Annotated in this window: 19 protein-coding genes; 15 read left to right on the top strand and 4 right to left on the bottom strand. The window is 42.2% G+C overall.

Annotated elements, in window-relative coordinates:
- Positions 1 to 55: 55 nt before the first annotated feature.
- The 11 genes from EES38_RS01040 to EES38_RS00990 all read left to right on the top strand — a co-directional run bounded on the left by EES38_RS01040 (position 56) and on the right by EES38_RS00990 (position 11,174).
- Positions 56 to 1,630, top strand: coding sequence for an ABC transporter substrate-binding protein (locus tag EES38_RS01040; protein ID WP_124935315.1), 1,575 nt, complete (start codon positions 56 to 58; stop codon positions 1,628 to 1,630).
- A 52-nt stretch (positions 1,631 to 1,682) separates the two neighbouring features.
- The gene (locus EES38_RS01035; protein ID WP_124935314.1) at positions 1,683 to 2,663 is read left to right on the top strand and encodes an ABC transporter permease; all 981 of its coding nucleotides are present in this window, start codon (positions 1,683 to 1,685) and stop codon (positions 2,661 to 2,663) included.
- Positions 2,663 to 3,580, top strand: coding sequence for an ABC transporter permease (locus EES38_RS01030; protein ID WP_124935313.1), 918 nt, complete (start codon positions 2,663 to 2,665; stop codon positions 3,578 to 3,580). The genes EES38_RS01035 and EES38_RS01030 overlap by 1 nt, the downstream gene beginning before the upstream one ends.
- Before the next feature lies 1 nt (position 3,581).
- Positions 3,582 to 5,444, top strand: a complete 1,863-nt coding sequence (locus EES38_RS01025) for an ABC transporter ATP-binding protein (RefSeq protein WP_124935312.1) — start codon at positions 3,582 to 3,584, stop codon at positions 5,442 to 5,444.
- An 80-nt stretch (positions 5,445 to 5,524) separates the two neighbouring features.
- The gene (locus EES38_RS01020; protein ID WP_166434184.1) at positions 5,525 to 6,892 is read left to right on the top strand and encodes an amidase; all 1,368 of its coding nucleotides are present in this window, start codon (positions 5,525 to 5,527) and stop codon (positions 6,890 to 6,892) included.
- A 15-nt stretch (positions 6,893 to 6,907) separates the two neighbouring features.
- Complete coding sequence (locus EES38_RS01015) at positions 6,908 to 7,891, top strand: phosphotransferase (protein WP_124935310.1); 984 nt, start codon at positions 6,908 to 6,910, stop codon at positions 7,889 to 7,891.
- Positions 7,892 to 7,895: 4 nt separating this feature from the next.
- Positions 7,896 to 8,804, top strand: a complete 909-nt coding sequence (locus tag EES38_RS01010; RefSeq protein ID WP_124935309.1) for a choline/ethanolamine kinase family protein — start codon at positions 7,896 to 7,898, stop codon at positions 8,802 to 8,804.
- 80 nt (positions 8,805 to 8,884) lie between these two features.
- Entirely contained in the window at positions 8,885 to 9,130 is a 246-nt protein-coding gene (tatA, locus tag EES38_RS01005; protein WP_124935308.1) for a twin-arginine translocase TatA/TatE family subunit, read from the top strand.
- 2 nt (positions 9,131 to 9,132) lie between these two features.
- A complete protein-coding gene (tatB, locus tag EES38_RS01000; RefSeq protein ID WP_124935307.1) occupies positions 9,133 to 9,438 on the top strand; it encodes a Sec-independent protein translocase protein TatB in 306 nt (101 codons plus the stop codon).
- Positions 9,439 to 9,467: 29 nt separating this feature from the next.
- Positions 9,468 to 10,229: a twin-arginine translocase subunit TatC gene (gene tatC / locus EES38_RS00995; RefSeq protein ID WP_124935306.1), complete on the top strand. Its 762-nt coding sequence runs from the start codon at positions 9,468 to 9,470 to the stop codon at positions 10,227 to 10,229.
- A 54-nt stretch (positions 10,230 to 10,283) separates the two neighbouring features.
- Positions 10,284 to 11,174: a DMT family transporter gene (locus EES38_RS00990; protein WP_124935305.1), complete on the top strand. Its 891-nt coding sequence runs from the start codon at positions 10,284 to 10,286 to the stop codon at positions 11,172 to 11,174.
- Positions 11,175 to 11,197: 23 nt separating this feature from the next.
- Here EES38_RS00990 and rarD read toward each other — a convergent pair whose 3' ends face one another.
- Complete coding sequence (gene rarD / locus EES38_RS00985; protein WP_124935304.1) at positions 11,198 to 12,097, bottom strand: EamA family transporter RarD; 900 nt, start codon at positions 12,095 to 12,097, stop codon at positions 11,198 to 11,200.
- 335 nt (positions 12,098 to 12,432) lie between these two features.
- Here rarD and EES38_RS00980 point away from each other — a divergent pair, with 335 nt between their 5' ends.
- Complete coding sequence (locus EES38_RS00980) at positions 12,433 to 13,404, top strand: calcium/sodium antiporter (RefSeq protein WP_124935303.1); 972 nt, start codon at positions 12,433 to 12,435, stop codon at positions 13,402 to 13,404.
- A gap of 57 nt (positions 13,405 to 13,461) precedes the next feature.
- A complete protein-coding gene (locus tag EES38_RS00975; RefSeq protein WP_124935302.1) occupies positions 13,462 to 14,319 on the top strand; it encodes a mechanosensitive ion channel family protein in 858 nt (285 codons plus the stop codon).
- Positions 14,320 to 14,572: 253 nt separating this feature from the next.
- On the opposite strand, the gene EES38_RS00970 is transcribed toward EES38_RS00975, so the two are convergent.
- Both EES38_RS00970 and EES38_RS00965 read right to left on the bottom strand, forming a co-directional pair.
- The gene (locus tag EES38_RS00970) at positions 14,573 to 15,739 is read right to left on the bottom strand and encodes an MFS transporter (protein WP_124935301.1); all 1,167 of its coding nucleotides are present in this window, start codon (positions 15,737 to 15,739) and stop codon (positions 14,573 to 14,575) included.
- Positions 15,740 to 15,788: 49 nt separating this feature from the next.
- Positions 15,789 to 16,790: an aldo/keto reductase gene (locus EES38_RS00965; protein WP_124935300.1), complete on the bottom strand. Its 1,002-nt coding sequence runs from the start codon at positions 16,788 to 16,790 to the stop codon at positions 15,789 to 15,791.
- Between the two features lie 99 nt (positions 16,791 to 16,889).
- Here EES38_RS00965 and EES38_RS00960 point away from each other — a divergent pair, with 99 nt between their 5' ends.
- Complete coding sequence (locus EES38_RS00960; RefSeq protein ID WP_124935299.1) at positions 16,890 to 17,798, top strand: LysR family transcriptional regulator; 909 nt, start codon at positions 16,890 to 16,892, stop codon at positions 17,796 to 17,798.
- A 246-nt stretch (positions 17,799 to 18,044) separates the two neighbouring features.
- Here EES38_RS00960 and accD read toward each other — a convergent pair whose 3' ends face one another.
- Positions 18,045 to 18,911, bottom strand: a complete 867-nt coding sequence (accD, locus tag EES38_RS00955) for an acetyl-CoA carboxylase, carboxyltransferase subunit beta (RefSeq protein WP_124935298.1) — start codon at positions 18,909 to 18,911, stop codon at positions 18,045 to 18,047.
- Between the two features lie 108 nt (positions 18,912 to 19,019).
- Between accD and EES38_RS00950 the strand changes: the two genes are divergently transcribed.
- Positions 19,020 to 19,919, top strand: coding sequence for a LysR family transcriptional regulator (locus tag EES38_RS00950; protein ID WP_208020382.1), 900 nt, complete (start codon positions 19,020 to 19,022; stop codon positions 19,917 to 19,919).
- Positions 19,920 to 19,951 lie beyond the last annotated feature (32 nt).

The raw sequence follows: 19,951 nt of genomic DNA, 5'->3' as shown, positions 1-19,951 counted from the left end.
ATTGTGTGAGTTTGGTTAATTGAAACGAACAAGTATTACATGGAAGGAGAGATAGATGGATAGAAGGTCGTTTTTACGTTCTGGAATAGCCACGATGGGGCTAGCCGGAGTCGCAAGTGTTAACCCAAACTTTTTTATATCGTCAGCCTTTGCTGCTAAGCAGAAAACAATGGTGTTTTTATCGGCAGAAAATATAACAGGTAACTGGGATCCAACTGCACATACAACCTTATCTCAATCTACAATCGAAGGCTTTGTGATGGGATTTCTTATTCGTTCTCCGATGAGACCGAATAATCCAGAGGAAGTCGTTTATGATCTAGCAACAGCTTACGATCAAATCGACGCGCACAAAATCAAGTTTACTCTTCGTAAAGGGGTTAAATTCCATGATGGACGACCTTTTACTTCTGAAGATATTAAGGCCACATTTAAATATGCGTCTCGTCTTGATCGACCAAGACAGAGTTTTCCCGGAGGGCCAGATACTTTTGATGTCGAAACACCTGATGAGCACACGGTGATTTTTGATACATCGAAAGGCGGCTACGGTGCCGGACTATTTTTATTCCTAGCTTCTTATATTCCAATCATGTCCGCAGCGGATATCGCTAAAGGCACTGGTGGTCCACTGACTCAACGTTTGAACGGAACTGGTCCATTTACGTTTGGCGAACAGAAAGGGAACACTACTCGTCTGTTAGCTAACCCTGGCTACTACGCTGGTGCGCCGAAAGTACCTGGTGTTGATTACGTCTTTACTGGTGACGCAACGACACGCATGTTATCGCTTATGAGCGGTGAAGCCGACGTGATTGAGCGTTTGGAGCCAGAGCAGGTAGAAACACTAAGTGCTAAAGACGATATTAAAATTTCTAAAGTTCTATCTGTTGAAAACAAATACTTGTTCTTCCGTTGCTCTAAACCACCTTTCAATGACTGGCGCGTTCGTCGTGCAGCCTGTCATGCAATTGATCGTAGCACTATTCTCGAACTGCTCGGGGACGCTGGAAGTGAATCAAAGAACTTTGTTTCACCGATAAAATTTGGCTATATCGATTTAGAAAATTATCCAGAGTACAACCCAGAGGAATGTCAGCGATTGCTGGCTGAGGCTGGCTTCCCGAATGGTGAAGGTTTACCAAAACTCGAGTATCTAACCTCTACTGGTTTCTATCCTAAAACAAAAGAGTATGGCGAAGTTATTACTGCCATGCTGCAAGAGCAAGGTTTCCCAGTGGAACTGAACGTGATGGAGGTTGCAGCGTGGAATGAACGCTTGTACGACCGTCCGGGAGGTGGCCCTGGTCATATGGTTGACTGCGGTTGGTCGCCTGGTTCTCCTGAGCCTGACTTGGTACTTCGCGCGCATTTCCATTCCAGCTCTAAACGTATCTGCGGCATTGTTGATCCAGAAATTGATAAAGCACTGGATGAAGAAAGAGATGCCCCTTCTTTGGAAGAACGTAAGAAGTCGTTGCAAACCAACCTCATGCCGATGCTTGCAGATAAAGCGCCTGCTTTATCTCTGTTTACTTCGGTAATGATTCATGCAATGCGCAAAGATGTAGATGGTCTGTTTTTCTACCCAGACGGCCTCATGAACGCAACTGATACTTCCGTCGTTTAACGTCGAAAGTATTTATTTAGTAAAGAAGCAAATCAGAAATAAAGGGCAATGTATGTTTATTTTTAGATTTCTACTGAGACGATTGAGTCAGGGATTACTGATCGTTTTAATTGTTTCAGCACTCATCTTTACTTTACTTAGGGTCGTCCCAGGCGACCCGGTAAGGTTGATGGTTGGCGGTATGGCACCAGATTCTTTGGTGGAACAAATTGCTACCGACATGGGACTTAGAGATCCAATTCCGGTGCAATTTTATCACTACATGTCTAAGGTCGTACGGGGTGATTTAGGGCAATCATTTGTTCGTCCGGCAAATGGCGCTGCGGTTGGCGGTGCAAGCTTTGATGATAGTACTCGTGGTGAGCGGGCTGAGGTGTTAGACCTGATTGCAGACGCAGCACCCAAAACGCTTCAACTTGCAGTGTTAGCAATGCTATTTGGTTTGATCATTGCGGTACCTATTGGTATCGGCGCTGGTACTCATCCGGGTAAATGGCCCGATAAACTGGCTCTTTATACCAGTTCAATGTTCGTAAGCTTACCTAATTTTTGGGTAGGTATTGTTCTCGCGTTGATTGTCTCCGTCAATCTCAAGCTATTACCGGCTGTTGGCTACAAAGGTTTTGAATACACAATCTTGCCTGCTTTCGTGTTAGCAATTGAGCTTGCGCCATTCATCATTCGTTCTTTATCGGTGTCGGTTGCGGGAGTGATGTCGGAAAACTTTATTGATATCGCCAAGGTTCGAGGTCTATCAAAACAACAAATCATATTTAAACACGCCGTTAAAAATGCCTCTGTGCCTGTTCTGAATATGATTGGTGTTCAATTCTCTATGCTATTAGGTGGCGTTCTGGTGGTGGAATTTATCTTCAACTACCCCGGTATTGGTTTGCTAACTATTAACGCCGTTATGCAAAGGGATTTTCCTCTTATTCAGGGTATCGCCATCGTGACTGCTGCAGCATTCGTTCTAATTAACATTGCAGTAGACCTTATCTCTAACGCAATTGATCCAAGGTTGGACTACTAATGGCTGAACTTAATGTAATCAATCAGGGTGCAATGTCAAACCCGAAAGCAGCACGTTCAATCGTGTCTCGTATCTGGAGTACCGCGTTTAAGTCAACTGAATTCAAAGTGGGTTTTATTGTCTTCGTCGTACTGTTATTAGCGGCTATTTTCTATCCGATGCTAAGCGGTATCGAACCAACCAAAATAGCGATCCGTGAAAAGTTACTACCACCCGTGTTTATGGGGGAAAACTGGACTTGGGCGCATCCACTTGGGACTGACCAACTTGGCAGGGATATGTTGTCTCGTTCATTGGTTGGCTTGCGCTACTCGTTGTTTATTGGTGTGCTCACAACGGTGCTAATGCTCATTGTTGGTGCATTGATTGGTCTGGTAGCAGGGTATTACTCACGCAAAGTTGATACCGTTTTAATGCGTATTACCGACGCTCAGCTTGCCATTCCAATGATTATTTTGGCGATCACTATCTTGGGTGTTTCCAGACCAACGATACCCTCTATTATCCTTGTGCTTGGCCTCGCAGGGTGGCCTATCTATGCGCGGGTAATGCGTTCAACCATTATGTCTGAACGAAAGAAAGAGTATGTGCGTGGCGCTTTGGTTATGGGCGCAACTGACTTTCGCATCATGTTTATGTTGCTTTTGCCTATCGTTTTGCCACCAATGGCGTTTGTTGCGGTTCTCGATATCGCTCGCATGATGATATTTGAAAGTGTGTTGGGCTTTATCGGACTGGGTGTTCAGCCACCAACGCCTACTTTTGGCAACATTATTGCAGATGGTCGTAAGTACTTATTGAATGCATGGTGGATTGCATCGATGCCTGGCCTGTTCCTGTTTATCACACTTACCAGTATTAATCTAATGGGCGCAGCATTAGAGCGTGCTCGAAACAGTGTTTATGGAGGCGCTTAATATGCAACAACCTCTTCTATCAGTAAAGGGACTAACTGTCGTCAGTGATGAAAGCAGCGGTTCGAAAACGATTCTAAAAGACGTGTCTTTTGAGCTAAATCCAGGTCAGATTCTTTCTGTCATTGGCGAGAGTGGTGCGGGTAAAACCGTATTGGCGAAAACGATTGTTAGTTGGCTTCCATCTACTTTATCTGTGAACTCTGGCGAAGTGATTTTTCGTGGGAGTAACTTGCTGGATGACCCGAAGTCAGCATCAAAGCTGGCAGGTAAAGACATCGCGTACGTTGGGGGTAACCCTGCTGGAGCGCTTGATCCAACTATGACTGTTGGTGCTCAGTTAGTCGAAAAGTTAATCGCAGTTTGTCCTGATGTAAAAGGGGCGGAGGCTAAACAGAAAGCCATAGAACTGCTTGAAGCGGTGCGTATTCCAGCTGCTAAAAGCCGATTTGATGAGTACCCAATGCAGTATTCTGGCGGGATGATGCAACGTGTGATGATCGTCGATGCATTGCTTTCGGATCCCGCATTATTGGTTGCAGATAATATTACCCAACCTCTGGATGTGACGGTAGCTGCACAGATTCTTAAATTGATGCGCGATCTAAATGATAAGTTTAATACAGCGATTCTGTTTATTTGTTCTTCGTTACCCGTGGCATGTGACGCTTCCGATAGTGTACTTGTACTCAATCAGGGAAGAGTCGTGGAACTACAAACACCGGAAAAATTGGTTAACGCACCGACTCATCATTACACGCAGGCGTTAATCAAAGAGTTACCCAAACTGTGGGATAGCTCGATTGAAGTGAAAAAACAGTCGAAAAGTGATAAGCCGATTATGTCGGTACGCGGTGTGGGTAAGTCCTATACGGTGCAAAACCGAAATGGGTCTAAATCGGTTGTTCAGGCTGTACGTAATGTCGATTTCGATGTGTATCAGGGTGATAACTTTGGTCTTGTGGGTGAGTCTGGTTGTGGTAAATCCTCATTAATGCGTTTGCTAACTGGACTTGAGAAACCAGACCAGGGGCAGATTTTGTTCGATGGTGAGGATATTACGTTCAACTGCTCGCAGGCGAGATTACGCGAGCTACGTCGTTCCTTTCAGTTAGTGCTTCAGGACCCTTATGGTTCATTGCCACCTCAAACGTCAATCGGCGCTATCCTTGAAGAGCCACTGATTATTCATAAGTTGGGGAATAAAAAGGAGCGTAAGGAAAAGGCACTCGAAGTTATGCGTGAAGTTGGTCTTCCTGAGCATCTATATCACGAACTGCCTAACGGTTTGAGTGCGGGACAACGCCAGCGTCTTAACGTTGGTAGGGCGATGATTCTTGAGCCCAAACTGCTGATTATGGACGAGACGCTTTCTGCGCTTGACCAAACTGAGCAGGGTAAATTACTGGAGCTATTCGAGAAACTACAGAAGCAACATGGCTTCACCTACATCTATATTTCTCACGATCTCGCGATGGTTCGACGCGTGTGTTCGCGTATCGCCGTAATGTATTTGGGAGAAACGGTTGAAGTGGCGCCAAACGAAAGGCTTTTCTTTGACCCAGGTCATCCGTACTCAAGAGCACTGCTTTCGGCGGCCCCAACATTGGAAAAACGACGCTACGATCCGAAAGAATGTTTGTTAGAGGGTGAGCCACCAAACCCGATCGACTTGCCTGCAGGTTGCGCATTTAGAAGTCGTTGTCCGCACGCTCATGATCGATGTGAAAAAGAGAACCCAACGTTGACCAGTCGTGGTGATAGAGCACTAGCAGCTTGTTTTCTCAATGACAAAAAAATCACACTGACTCAAGAGGATGAACCTTTAGAACATCACAAGGAAAAGAAAGTCGCGACAATAAGTTAGTCGATTTTTAGTTTGTTTTTAACAAGACGAGTGAGCTGTTCCACTAGGAATAGTTAGGAAAGGAATAAAGGAAAATGGATATGTGGAAATTATCAGCAACAGAACTTTTGGCTGGATATAAATCAGGTGAGATTTCACCAGTAGACGTAATTAAATCGGTGCTACAACGATCTAAAGAATTAAACCCGATCCTTAATGCGCTCTATGATATTCAAGAAGAAAAAGCGATTGCAGAAGCAATCGAATCAGAAGCGCGTTGGAAAGCTGGGCAGCCAAAGGGACCGCTAGATGGTGTTCCAGCCGTCGTTAAAGACAGTATCGATGTTGCAGGCATGCGAATGTTTCGCGGTGTCAAAGCGAGATATGATATAGAGCCTTCTACAGAAGATTCACCTCCAGCGGCGCGATTAATTGAAGCTGGAGCAATTATCTTTGCAAAGACAACGATGCCAGACATGGGCTTTTTGGGAGCTGGAGTTAGCTCTTTCCATGGAGTGACAAGAAACCCTTGGGACACTTCACTGAATACCGGTGGTTCATCAGCGGGTGCGGGTGCTGCAATTGCTTCTGGTATGGCACCACTTGCCATTGGTAGTGATGTCGGCGGCTCGGTACGTCTGCCTGCAAGTCACTGCGGAATCGTTGGTTTGAAACCCACCGCTGGTGTTGTTCCTCATCTGCCATACAGCCGAGACCGCGTTGTTGGTCCTCTGACTCGTACAGTAGAAGATGCCATCCTGCTTATGTCAGTCATTGATGGCCCGGATTCAAGAGCGTTTGAAAAAGGCGCAAATATTCCGAGTCAATTGGACAAGTTAGATCTAACAGGAAAGAAAATTGGAGTTTTGACTGATATGGGATGTGGTGAAAAAGCCCAGCCTGAAGTTGAAGCGCTAGTAAGAAAAGCAGCGTCAGTATTTGAAGAACTTGGGGCTGAAGTATCGGATATCAAGGCACCACTCGATTTTAGTTTCCTCGAAGATATGCGTGTTTATTTCTCCGTCAAGGCGGGGATGGAACGAGCTTCGTTACCTCAAGGCCGCACACGAGATGTGTTGGATGTTGTGAATGCTCAGTGCGATTCCGTAGAAGGTATTCCAGCAACACAATACGTTATGGCTGCTAGTCGTTTTGATAAAGCTCAACGCTTAGCTGCTCAAATGGTCGATAAATATGATTTCGTATTAGCACCAACAATGCCGATGCCGAACTTTGGCGCTGAAATGGCTGGCGCGAATGAAGACCGTCCACAGGACCACGTAGTGTTTACGGCGCTATTTAACCAAACAGGACAACCTGCAGCCGTTATGCCGTGTGGTTTTGTCGGTACTTCTCCTGTAGGACTACAGATTATCTCGTCTCTAAATAAAGATACTGAGATTCTTCAGGCTTGTTTGAGCTATGCCGAAGCAACCTCATATCACTACACGTTTCCAACGGTTGCTTAGGTATCGGAGGTGAGCATGATGACAAGTACTCCAGTAAATGAAGAGCTGTTGAAGACCAGTGTTCGTCAACTCTCGGTGATTAATCGTTTTGGAAGCGACAAAGATAAAGAGCAGCCTGCCGATCCGTTTCCTGCTATTGCTATGCCTGCACATAATGGTCTTGATGGTTTGATTCGACCGGTAGTAAGCGGATCCGATTCTTGTTTAGCAAAAACGTACCACCATGAAGCGTTAGCTCCCTACTCATTTGCTAATGCGGTTCAGGCGTTCACTAAAGCTGGTCAGTTAGGTATAGGTGCAAAACTGATCGCAAGTGATGCTGCGACGGAAAGCTTATTTTTGGAATATCTTAATCAGGGATGGGAAACGGCGGTTGTAACAGACTTTAAAGACCCGAATAGATTAGCGAAGCTCGTTGAAGTGAAGAAAGCTTGGCATATCAAAGGTAGTTCTAAATTAGATCTGTCTGCCTTTGATGTTTTTGATGCTTACCAGAGCGTTTGGAATGCATTGCCTAATCCACTGCCAATGCCTGTGAATACAGATATTACAATGGAAAAGTTAGCCGCTATAGTTGGTGAAATCCAACAAGCGTTCAAAGTATCTGGCTCTGACCTTGCTATTCTGCATGGTGAAAACACCATGTCGAACGTGTTGATTTCAGACAAAGATGACATCAAGTTAGTAGACTTTGATCGAACAACCATTTCCGACCCGATGTGGGATATCGCGGCGATGTCTTTGGAAGTCTGTACTGACGACGACGATCGTAATCAGTTACTAGAAATGTATTTTGGAGCAACGACTCCGGCGTTATTAGCAAGGCTGAAGCTATACAGCGTTGTAGATGATGCAGTCTGGGCTATGTGGGCTCTGTTAGGAGAAACAAACCCATATCGCAAAGGTCCTGAACTGTATAAATATGCAGCGAATCGACTTGTTCGTATTCGCCACCATTTATCCTCATCCGACTTATCGAAGCTGATCAAGGAGATGTGACGCTATGATGAATGATATACAAACCGTTCTTAAAGATATTCCTAACTTTGTTGGGCGCGATTTAGCCGTAAAGCGAATCAATGGCGGAATTACTAACGTGAACTGGTGTGTTAGTGATCAATCCAATGGTGAAAAGTTTTTTGTCAAGTTGCACGGTGAAGGTACAGAGAATTACATCAACCGAGCGACGGCGTTAAAAGCCGCGACCATTGCTGCTGGAAAAGGTATTGGCCCTGGCGTGTTATTTTATGATGAGAAGATGGGCGTTGAAGTCCATGAATTTCTAGATACTTATAGAAGTTGCGATATCCTGGATGTTCAGGATGCCAAAATCCGTGGCAATATCATGTCTGCCTATCATTCTGTTCATCAGGACTTAATTCTTGAGGAAACAAATACTGGATTTCAGCAGCTCGAGACACTGATAAAGCAGGCAAAACAAGTATGTCCGACATTGCCAAAGGACATTGAAACGCTAATTGCACATTGTTATCAGGCAAAAGCAGCGATAGAAGCCTCTGGTATTGATCTCTGTGGTTGTTACAATGACTCTTATATATCGAATTACATGCGTAATGATGCTGGCGTCATAAAAATTATTGATTGGGAATATGCCGCTAATAACGACCCATATTGGGATGTTGGTATGTTCTGCATCGAAAGTTTTTTCGACGAATTGTCAAATATCGAAGGTATTATTGAGATGTACAATGGCAAAGCGACTTCGGATCTTGTCGCCAGAACCTATCTTTATATCGGGGTAGCACTGGTTCGATGGGGCTTGTGGGCGCTAAGCCAACAGTATGTTTCGTCTATCGCATTTGATTACGGTAAGTATTCGCAAATATTATTGTTGCGCGCCCGTAAACAAATTCTCAATGAAAATTGGGCGTGGTCGTTAAGTAAAGTCTAGTAATAAGGTGCTTCCAGAATGTTGGGAGCACTGAATCTTTTCAGAAGCTTATATTTATAAACTCAAAGGGAGTCTCAGTTATGCTTGGTGGAATCAGTATTTGGCAATTGGTTATTATCGCTGCAATCGTTGTGTTGTTATTTGGAACAAAAAAGCTACGTAACGTTGGTGGTGATTTAGGCTCTGCGATTAAGGGGTTTAAAAAAGCAATGAATAATGATGAAACGGCTAAACCGGAAGCAAAAGCAGCGCAAGCAGCTCAACTTGAAGGCAAAGATGCGGATTTTGCGGATGTGAAATCAACATACGGCAAAGAGCAGGCGTAATTATGTTTGATATCGGTTTTAGTGAGTTGATGCTTATTTTTGTTATTGGTTTGGTTGTATTAGGTCCTGCGCGATTGACCGAAACCATTCGAATGACATCGAAGTTTATTCGCAAGGCGAAATCGACCATGCACAATATGAAAACCGAGCTATTAAACGAAGCCGAGCTACAAAACGTTCAGCATGAGATGAGAGATGTAGAGAAGAAGGTTAAGGATGAACTGTCTTCTCATTCTCACTCATTGAATGAAGTCAGAAAGGAAACGGCTGACACGGTATCGGAATTGGATCATTCGATTCGTTCTTAATTCGATAATGTGCAAACAGGGAGAGTAGTATGCCTGAAGTCGAGCAAAATCAAACGTTAATTGGTCATTTGATTGAATTACGCAATCGATTATTGAAGTCCTTAATCGCCGTTCTTGTGGTGTTTCTTGGCTTGATTTATTTCTCGAATCATATCTATGAATTCATTTCACAACCACTCATAGCTCAATTACCGAAAGGTGCGAGCATGATTGCAACGAACGTGACATCACCATTTTTTACTCCACTGAAATTGACGATGTTTGTTTCCTTGTTTATCGCGATCCCTTATGTATTGTTTCAAGTTTGGGCATTTATTGCGCCGGCGTTATACAAACAGGAGCGACGATTGATTATGCCTCTGATGTTTTCCAGTTCGTTGTTGTTTTACTGCGGTATTGCGTTTTCCTATTTTGTTGTGTTTCCGTTGATTTTTAAGTTTTTCACAGCGATTTCATTAACGGGGGTTCAGTTTGCTACCGACATCGAAAGCTATTTAGACTTTGTTCTTTCGCTCTTTTTTGCGTTTGGAGTGGCTTTTGAGATACCGGTTGCGATTATTTTATTATGTTGGACTGGAGCAACCGACCCTAAAAGTCTTGCGGCAAAAAGGCCGTACGTTCTTGTTACTGCATTTGTGGTCGGTATGGTATTGACACCACCGGATATTATTTCTCAAACGTTACTCGCCATTCCTATGTATTTACTATTTGAAGTTGGCGTCTTTTTCTCCCGATTCTACGTCAATCGTAATATCAGCGACACTGATGAAGAATCTCAAATTTATTCTTAGTCTGTTATTTTCTTTAATCAGGAACGACCATGTCCTGATAAGTTAGAGGTTATCATGACGTTTCGTCATTTTTTGGTTGTTCTGATCGTCGTTACGGTCTGGGCATTTAATGTTATTGCTATCAAACTGGGTGTTACGGAATTACCCCCGCTTTTCATGACCATGTTACGTTTTCTCGTTGTGGCGATCATTGTCGTACCTTTCACCCGAGTCAATAAAGCTCAGTTTAAATCGGTTGCCATTCAGGCGGTAACTTTTGGTTTTTTACACTTCTCACTCTTGTTTGTTGGCACACAATACACCGATGCAGGTACCGCTGCTGTACTCGTCCAGTTAGGAACACCATTCGCCATGATTCTCGCTGTTTTCTTTCTACAGGAAAAACTTCGTGTGATTCAGATTGCAGGGATCACGTTGTCTTTCATCGGTGTATTTTGTTTATCAGGCAGTCCGTCTTCGAGCTCACCGATTGCACTTATTCTGCTGATTATTAGTGCGCTGGGCTGGGCCATTACCAATATCGTCGTTAAGCGTTCTGTGCCAATCCATCCATTAACAATGGCAGGGTGGATGTCTTTTCTCGCGATCCCAATTGTTGGTCTTTCGTCTTTTGCGGTGGAGCACGATCAGATTGCGATGTTGATGGAGGCGTCATGGAAAGGATGGTTTGCCGTACTGTACAGCGCGATCGCATCGTCCATATTCGCGTATTCTCTGTGGTATTGGTTACTGAAAATTTATCCGGTCAATAAAGTTGTCCCATATTCTCTATTAAATCCTGTGTTCGCTATTTTTATGGGAGCATGGATTCTAGGCGACAGTCTTAATGCGTATAAATTGATAGGGGCAGCGTTAATTATTGGGGGGACCTTTATCGCTCAGGTTAATTTGACCTCCTTTATTAACAAACGTAGAGCAAAGAAAGTCTCGATGTCGATTGAATAATCTACCTGTCAAACATACGCGGCTTAGGCCGCGTATTCTGCTTTTGGGGAGGTTCTTTGATAGCTTTTCCAGCCGTTCAGAATAAGACAGCATATCGCGAGCCAAATAGGAACATAGGTGAAAAAATCGATTGGGCTGAATCTGCTTCCAGGTAAAATAAGGGAAACAACAAACAGTAATAATGGCTCAAGATAACCGAGCATTCCGAACAATGACATTGGTAGCAGTTTGCTTCCCGCGATAAAGCAGAGCAGTGCAACGCCGCCAAGTATTCCAAGACCTGCAATGACTAGCCAGCCGTGTTGTTGTACGGCGAAAAAGTCTGGGCTCCAATTCTGCGCATGAACGAATAGTATGCCAATGGGCAGCATGAGTAGATGTTCAATGAACATACTGTGAATCGCACTTAGGCCTAACTGGCGTTTAAGAATAAAGTAGGGCGGGTAACCCAACATCACCAGCATTGATACCCAAGACAGGTTGCCATGAATAACCAGATTACTGATCACACCAAGCGTTGCCAATGTAACGGCGAGTTTTTGGTAGTTTGATAGTTGTTCCTGAAAGATTAATCGTCCGCACAGCACCATTGATAATGGCATCAGGAAGTAACCCATTGCGAGCGCTTCGCTACTTTGATTTAAAGGTGCCCAGGCAAATAAGAATAACTGGAGGGATATGAGCGCTGTACACACGAGGAGAATAAGTAAATGCTGGGGTGTTTTAAATATTTTGATAAGTTGCTTACTAATGGGGCGCCATTCTTTAAGTAGGCTGATCATAAGACCCACAAGAATAACCGTGCCCATGACTCGCCAGCCAAAGACTTCGTAACCATCTAAAGGCGCTAAAAAAACAGTGTAATAGCAAAGTACGGCAAACAATACAGACGCCGTCATACAAAATAAAACGCCAGCTAACAACGCAGACTCCTTTCATGATTATTCGTGTTCAATGACTCTTCCTGAATCGATCGCCCGTATCTTGTACCAATTTCGCTGGTGGTGCAATCTTGTTCTACACTTGATGGTTCATTTAAAGTATAAGAAGCAACTAACGCGATAGTTTATTTAAGTGACAGTGTCATGCATTATAATGCTTGCTTTTTTGGGGGATGCTTAGTTAAATGCTAAGCGTTCCAACCCGCGAAGATGCAGATTCCTTTTACTCTCCTTTTTTCTTCGCAAAAAACATTATCTTCATACCTGTAAGAAATGTATTTCTGTGAACTTTTTTATCTTGATGTAGGGTTATTGCTATGGTTTTAGCTGGGTTGGCTATTGTCGTTGGGTTTATTGTGCTTGTCTGGAGTGCTGACAAGTTTGTGGAAGGCTCCGCTTCTGGAGCTGCCTATGCTGGTATGCCTCCTTTGCTGATCGGCATGCTGGTGGTCGGGTTCGGCACATCTGCCCCGGAAATGGTCGTATCTGCGCTTGCAGCACTTGACGGCAATCCCGCTCTCGCACTTGGTAATGCTCTCGGTTCAAATATCGTTAATATCAGTCTGATTTTAGGGTTGACTGCCATCATCTCTCCAATCGCCGTTCACTCTGCGATTGTTAAGAAAGAGATTCCAATTTTACTTATCATCACATTAGTGTTGGGCGTGATGCTTTGGGATTACTACATTTCAACCTTGGAGGCGTGGATTCTCATCGTAGCCTTTATTGGTGTGATTGGCTGGTCGATTATCGGTGCAGTTACGTCCAAAAAAGACTCATTTGAAACGCAAATGGAAGGGCAGATGTCAGGTCCAAGTTTGACGCTGAAAAAATCGCTCTTTTGGATTATTACGGGACTCGTTTTACTTATCGTAAGCTCCAGACTGCTTGTTTGGGGGGCGGTTGAAATTGCAGAACAATTAGGAGTTAGCGAGCTTTTGATTGGTCTAACGATTGTCGCTCTTGGTACTTCTTTACCTGAGCTGGCAACGTCGATTATGGCCGCTCGTAAAGGCGAGCACGATATTGCGGTGGGTAACGTCGTGGGCTCTAACATGTTTAACTCACTCGCAGTGATCGGTATTGCTGGGACCATAAAACCAATTGACCAAATCGGAGCGGAAATATTCTGGCGCGATTGGCTTTCTATGTTGTTTATTACTTTTATGCTTCTGTTAGCTGCAATCAAATTTGGTAAAACGCGTACCATTAGCCGTATGGAAGGTGTGGTGTTTATCATTTGCTATATCAGTTACAATTTTTATCTGATCCATAGTAGCCTCGGCTAATTAAGTCATTCAGAAATACAAAAATAATCTTGTTCAGCAGCTTTCACTGGAGAAAATATGGACAAAATACTCGCATTTTATAACGATCATCAGACTCTGATTCTGGATGTTCTGCAAAATACTCTGACAGCAGTACTGATCATCATATTGACTGTTGTTATCGCAAAACTGATTCGTAAGGCAATCTTTAGTAGCGTTATGCGGCTAAGTAATCGCGATGAGATCGTTTCCAGACTCTTCTCTAAAGTAGCGTCTTACGCCGTTTATGTTGTCGCTCTGGTTATCATTCTTGATTTGTTTGGTGTTAATACAACGAGTTTAGTTGCTCTTGTCGGTGCCGCTGGCTTAGCGATTGGTCTTGCATTAAAAGACACACTTAGCAACATTGCTGCTGGTATAATGCTTTTATTTTTAAAGCCGGTTAAGCAAGGTGAGTTCGTTGAATTCGCCGGATTCTCAGGTACGGTAAAAGACATTGGTCTTTTCACACTAATCCTCGAAACAGGTGATGGCTTGTTTATTTCAAGTCCTAACCGTGTTGTCTGGGCTTCAACCATTAAAAACTACAGCCGTAACAGTCGTCGTCGTATGGATATCACTGTGGGCATTTCTTATGAGGATTCAATCGATGTTGGCCTCAATGTCCTCAAAGATTTGGCATTAAGCCATGAAGCTGTCCTTCAAGACCCTGCGCCAAAAGTATTAGTAACAATGCTTGCCGATAGCTCTGTGAACCTTCAGCTACGCGCTTGGTGTCCGCTGGATACCTATTGGGATACCTACTGGAGCATCCAGCGTCAGCTCAAACCTAAGATTGAAGAAGCTGGCCTGTCGATTCCATTCCCGCAACGTGATTTACACGTTACGATGATCAACAAAGATGCACCGGTGAAAGAAAGCCCATCAACGCATTAATGAATCGTTTAAAGCCCCTTTTAGCTAGGGGCTTTTTTGTGCAAGTAAGAAAGTAGCTAGATTGAAGCTAGTATTCGGGAAACGTAACCAGTTTTTGGACAGGAATGATTTAGAGCTTTAATTTGAGATAGTCTGTTTGGGATTACTTCAGTTTATCCGGACTTTAAGTTATCTAGCGAACTAATGGCGATTCATAACTCGGAAACCGATAACCCTATTGAGCCAAGATAACGATATTTCATTTTTACTCCTTTTATTTACTTTTTAAACAAGCAATAGCTAAACCGACAAGGGTTAAAAATGCCCCCGCGATAGGTATATTTAATAATGAAACTCCGAAAGCTATTAGTATTCCGCCAAACCAAGCCCCAACAGCATTGCCTAAATTAAATGCTGCTATATTACAAGACGAAATCATACTTTTAGATTGTTGCGTGCTATCAAGAGCTTGTACCTGAAGTGGAGGTATAGTTGCAAACATTGCAGTCCCCAGCAGGAACACCGCGATACATGCCGTAGTTTTTGTTTGTATTGCTAACGGAAACAAACACAGTATTAAAAATAAGAACGACAGTGTGGTAATGAGTGTTTTTTGTGTGCCTTTATCAGTCAGTTTCCCCCCAAAATGATTACCAACAACCATCCCCACTCCAAAAAGAAGTAAGACCGAGGGTATAGTGCTAACATTCATTAACGAAATGTTCTGAAGCATTGGCTCAATATATGTGAATGTCGTAAACACACCGGAAAAACCAAATGCTGTAATGAGTAAAGATTTTAAAACTTTGAAATTAGCGAGAGCTCTAATTTCATTCCTGATTTTAGGGACGTCAGATGGTTCATCTCTTTTGTTTGGTATTAACGCTAAGATTGCTACGGCAGATATACAGCCAATAACGGTTACCATAAAGAAGGCATATCTCCAGCCATATAGTTGACCAATCCATGCACCAAAGGGAACACCTAGAATATTTGCTAGCGTAGCACCGAGAAAAACTGATGATACGGCTGATGCTCTTTTTGATGGTGGCGCTATTTCAGCCGCATACACAGAACTAATTCCGAAAAATGAAGCATGTATAAAAGCAGTTACAACACGAGCAATAACTAAGAATGTCATGCTATCGGATAGACCACAAAGCAGATTACCGGTAGAAAATATCAACATTAATACAAGTAATACTGGTTTTTTTGGGAAACGGCTCAGCAGAGGTGTAAGTAAAGGCGCCCCTACCACAACCCCAAAAGCGTATGCGCTAATAGAATAAGCGGCGATTGTCATAGAAACATGAAAGTCACTAGCAACACTAAGAAGTAAACCCATTATTACGAATTCAGTAGTACCTATACCAAAAGATCCGGCAGATAACGCATACACAGCAAGTGGCATACCTGCTGTACGCGGAATAGCAATATTCATGAAGTTCCTTATATGTTCCACCTTAATAGAGGTGGACTTTGATGAGTGACTAATAATTCTCAATTAAGCTAAAATCGCCGTCTGTATAGCGCAAACCCGATATATTTTGCGGAGAAAAAATTTGATCAATTAAACGAATATCATCTTTTGAAAGATTCAAATCGATAGCTCCAACGTTGTCTTTAAGATGTTCGATTTTTCTTGCTCCAGGTATCGGAACAATCTGCTCGCCTTTACTCATGACCCAAGACAAGGCTATCTGAGCGAGAGAACATTCGTTGTTCTTTGCCATATTTTTCAGCTGATTAAGCAGAAGAGTATTCTCCTCCATAGCATTCTGTTGAAATCTCGGAAGACTTCTTCTAAAGTCATCGTTTACAAATTTGGAAACATCGTTAATTTTTCCAGTCAAAAAACCTCTGCCTAAAGGACTATACGGCACAAAACCAACATCTAATTTATTACACGCCTCTAGAATTCCGTTTTCTGGATCTCTAGACCATAGAGAATACTCTGACTGAACAGCAGTGATTGGGTGAACCTTAGTTGCTCTGCGCAAAGTATCTAATGAGACTTCAGATAAACCAATATGCTTAATTTTGCCTTCTCTAATAAGATCTGACATTGTTCCTACTACTTCTTCAATCGGTACGTCGGGATCAACTCTGTGTTGATACAATATGTCGATAGCGTCAATATTTAATCTTGTTAATGAGCCCTCTACGGCTTTACGAATATGTTCGGGTCTGCTATCTACGCCCGCCATTCTTTCAAGGCCGTGGCCAGATGGTAGAATGCGGAAACCGAATTTAGTTGCAATTTTTACCTTATCTCTTACTCCTCTTATAGCTTTACCGACCAAAACTTCGTTTTCAAACGGGCCGTAAACTTCGGCTGTATCCAGTAGAGTTACACCCATATCGATAGCTGCGTGAATAGTATTAATTGCATCATGATCCTTTGAGCCTCCATAGGCAAAGCTCATTCCCATACAGCCCAAACCTAAACCTGATACTTCGAATTTTTCTTTACCCAGAAACCGTTTTTGCATTTATTTCACCTCAATAGAATTTACGCTCATAAATTTACTTTTAATTTTTCAATAGAACAATTAATATATAATTAATGCCGTATTAAAAAATCATTAACAATGAAAAATATTCCCGATATTCAGCAAATTGAAATTCTAATTCTGATTGTGAGACATGGTAGTTTTAGAAAAGCCGCGAAGGAGTTAAATCTTTCCCCACCATCATTAACTAGTTCTATAAATAACCTAGAAGAAAAGCTTGGCATAAGAGTTCTGAATAGATCCACCCGTAGTCTCTCTTTAACGAAGGCGGGGAGGATATTCCTTGAAGAAATAACGCCTATATTTTATAGCTATAAAGAAGCTATTGATAATTTAAATATTCATAGAGAGAAACCATCTGGTTTAGTAAAATTTAATTTACCAAAAATAGTGTTAGATCTCTTTTTTGAATCGTATTTTCTTAACTTTAAGATAGATAACCCAGATATTGAATTAGAATTACATACAACGGATAAAAAAATTAATATTATCGATGAGGGATTTGATGCGGGTATAAGATATCATTCTGATATTCCAAAAGATATGGTCGCAATCCCGATTGGAGAGAAACCTTCACTTATCCCAGTCTGTAGTCCTTCATATCTCCGAGAATATGGTTCTCCAACCACACCAGAAGATCTCATAAATTTTAGATGTATTAATAGATGCTTTCCAAGTGGTCAATTATACAAGTGGGAATTCAAAGACAAAGATAATAATTTAATTAATATAAATGTTAGTGGCGATTTAACTCTTGATTCAGATTTAGCAATGATAAAATCTGCTGAGGCTGGTATTGGTATCGCTTTTGTTTATGAAAGTTTAGTAGGTGATAAAATTAAAAATAATTCATTAGTTAGATTGCTACCTGAATATAATTACCCTTGCGATAATTTCTGCTTATATTATCCAACCAGAAAATACATACCAACACCTTTAAAATCATTAATAAACTGGATACTAACAAAAAATAAAAATTATCAATAATTTTCCTAAAAAAGAGTGAACTTAACACTTGTTGAACTAAGATAAATTAATTTATTTACATATAAGAAAGTTAAGCCAAAAATCTTTTCAAATAATGATCATAAATATTTCTACAATCAGGAAGAAGAACTTAATCAAGTTCGTAACGCAAGTTACGTTGCGTAACCTGCGTGATTAACTTGTAATTCTGAGACGGATAAATTGAGTAAGCTGCATTAGTTAGCTAGGTCAGATTAGTGACACGAACTATACATCTAAAGAGATAGTTGTATTTGTCATTTTCGCAATTATCCCACTTATTTTTTTACGCATCGCCCGTCTATCAGTAATCATGTCTAATGCACCATGCTCTAATAGGAATTCACTCTGCTGAAATCCTTCAGGTAGTTTTTCTCGAACGGTTTGTTCTATAACACGCCTTCCCGCAAATCCGATTCTGGCTTTAGGCTCACCAATATTAATGTCACCTAACATAGCTAAGCTAGCTGAAACACCACCATAAGTCTGATCTGTCAGTACCGATACATATGGTAATTGAGCCATTGATAACTGATTCAAAGCGGCACTTGTTTTGGCCATTTGCATTAGAGCCATTAGCGACTCCTGCATTCGGGCACCACCACAAGCAGAAAAGCAAACTAATCCACAATTTGTATTAATAGCAGTTTCGACTGCCCGAACAAAACGTGCACCTACAACAGAGCCCATCGAGCCCGCCATAAAAGAGAATTCGAATGCGCAGGCAACAATAGGCAAACCCATCAGTTTTCCCTTCATCACAACTAATGCATCTTTTTCTCCTGTACTTTTCTGAGCTAGAACAAGGCGTTCCTTATAGCGTTTCATGTCCTTAAAATTTAGTAAATCTTTCGGTTCATATTCACCGGCGATTTCAATTCGTCCTCCTTTATCCAAAAAACTGTCTAAGCGTAAGCGTGCCGAAAACCTCATATGGTTATCGCATTTTGGACACACCATTAGATTCTTCTCAAGGGTTGGACGGTACAAGATCTCTTCACATGAGGGGCATTTAATCCATATCCCCTCTGGAATCGATACTTTTCGTGTACGGATTATATTCTTCTTATCTAATAGCCTTTCTAACCAACTCATGGGAAACCTTATCCAAATAACTTTAGTGGGAAGTATTGTATAAACTTGATTCTGGTAATAAAGTGCTGATTTTGGGTTTAATAATCCCAATTAATGGGACTAAGCAAAATGCTTGATAGGATTGAACAGCAGTGGCTAAAAAGTTTTCACTGTGTCTATGAGAACAATAGCTTTAAACGGGCTGCGGAATTTCTAGGTTTGCCAACCTCAAACGTCAGTCGCCATGTGGCGTTACTTGAAGAGCAACTGGAAACGCGCCTATTTGACAGAACTACACGCCGAGTTACACCAACAGATGCCGGAGAGCATCTTTATTTGCGTACACAGCCATTGGTAGACAAGCTTAATGATGCTCTTGAGGAAGTGACTCAGCACTCTCATGAAGTCATGGGGCAGCTTAAAGTTTTAATGCCTGATGCGCCTGCATTAGCTCAAGCAGTCGTTTCTTTTTGTACCCAGAACCCATCGATTTCACTATGTTGTGAGACGAGCATAAGCCCAAAAGAGGATTTACTTGATGGATTTGATATTGTTTTAAGCTTTCATCGTGGAAAGCTTGAAGACAATAATTGGGTAGCTAAGGAGATTAAGCGCTGGCCGAGTTCTGTTGTGGCATCACCAAAAATCCTACAGAGTTTTCCCAAACCTTTTCAGATTACCGATTTGAAACATGTTCCATGTATCAGTAGCTTTACCGCGATAAATGGAACTCCCTGGGTATTCAAAAACGCTAAAGGTGAGCTTATTACCCAAAAAGTACAATCTTCCTTTAAAGTAAACAGCGGACACCTTGCCAAAACGGGGGCAATATCTGGTCTAGGTCTTGCGATACTGCCTAAAGAATTTTGCCAAGCAGAGATATGTTCAGGCACTTTGGAGGAGGTAGAGATGGAGTATCGCCCTGATGATTTAGTGCTGTATGCTTTTTATTCTTCGAGAAAACACTTGGCTAAAAAAATCCCGATGTTCATTAAACATATAAAGTACCACGCACATACAGTCAATTGAATCCAATATGTTATTAGATGTGCTAGGGTTAG

The sequence above is a fragment of the Vibrio viridaestus genome, from assembly GCF_003856525.1.
Classification (GTDB): Bacteria; Pseudomonadota; Gammaproteobacteria; order Enterobacterales; family Vibrionaceae; genus Vibrio; species Vibrio viridaestus.
Note: the sequence above shows the minus strand (reverse complement) of the source record. Positions and strands in the feature narration are given on the sequence as shown.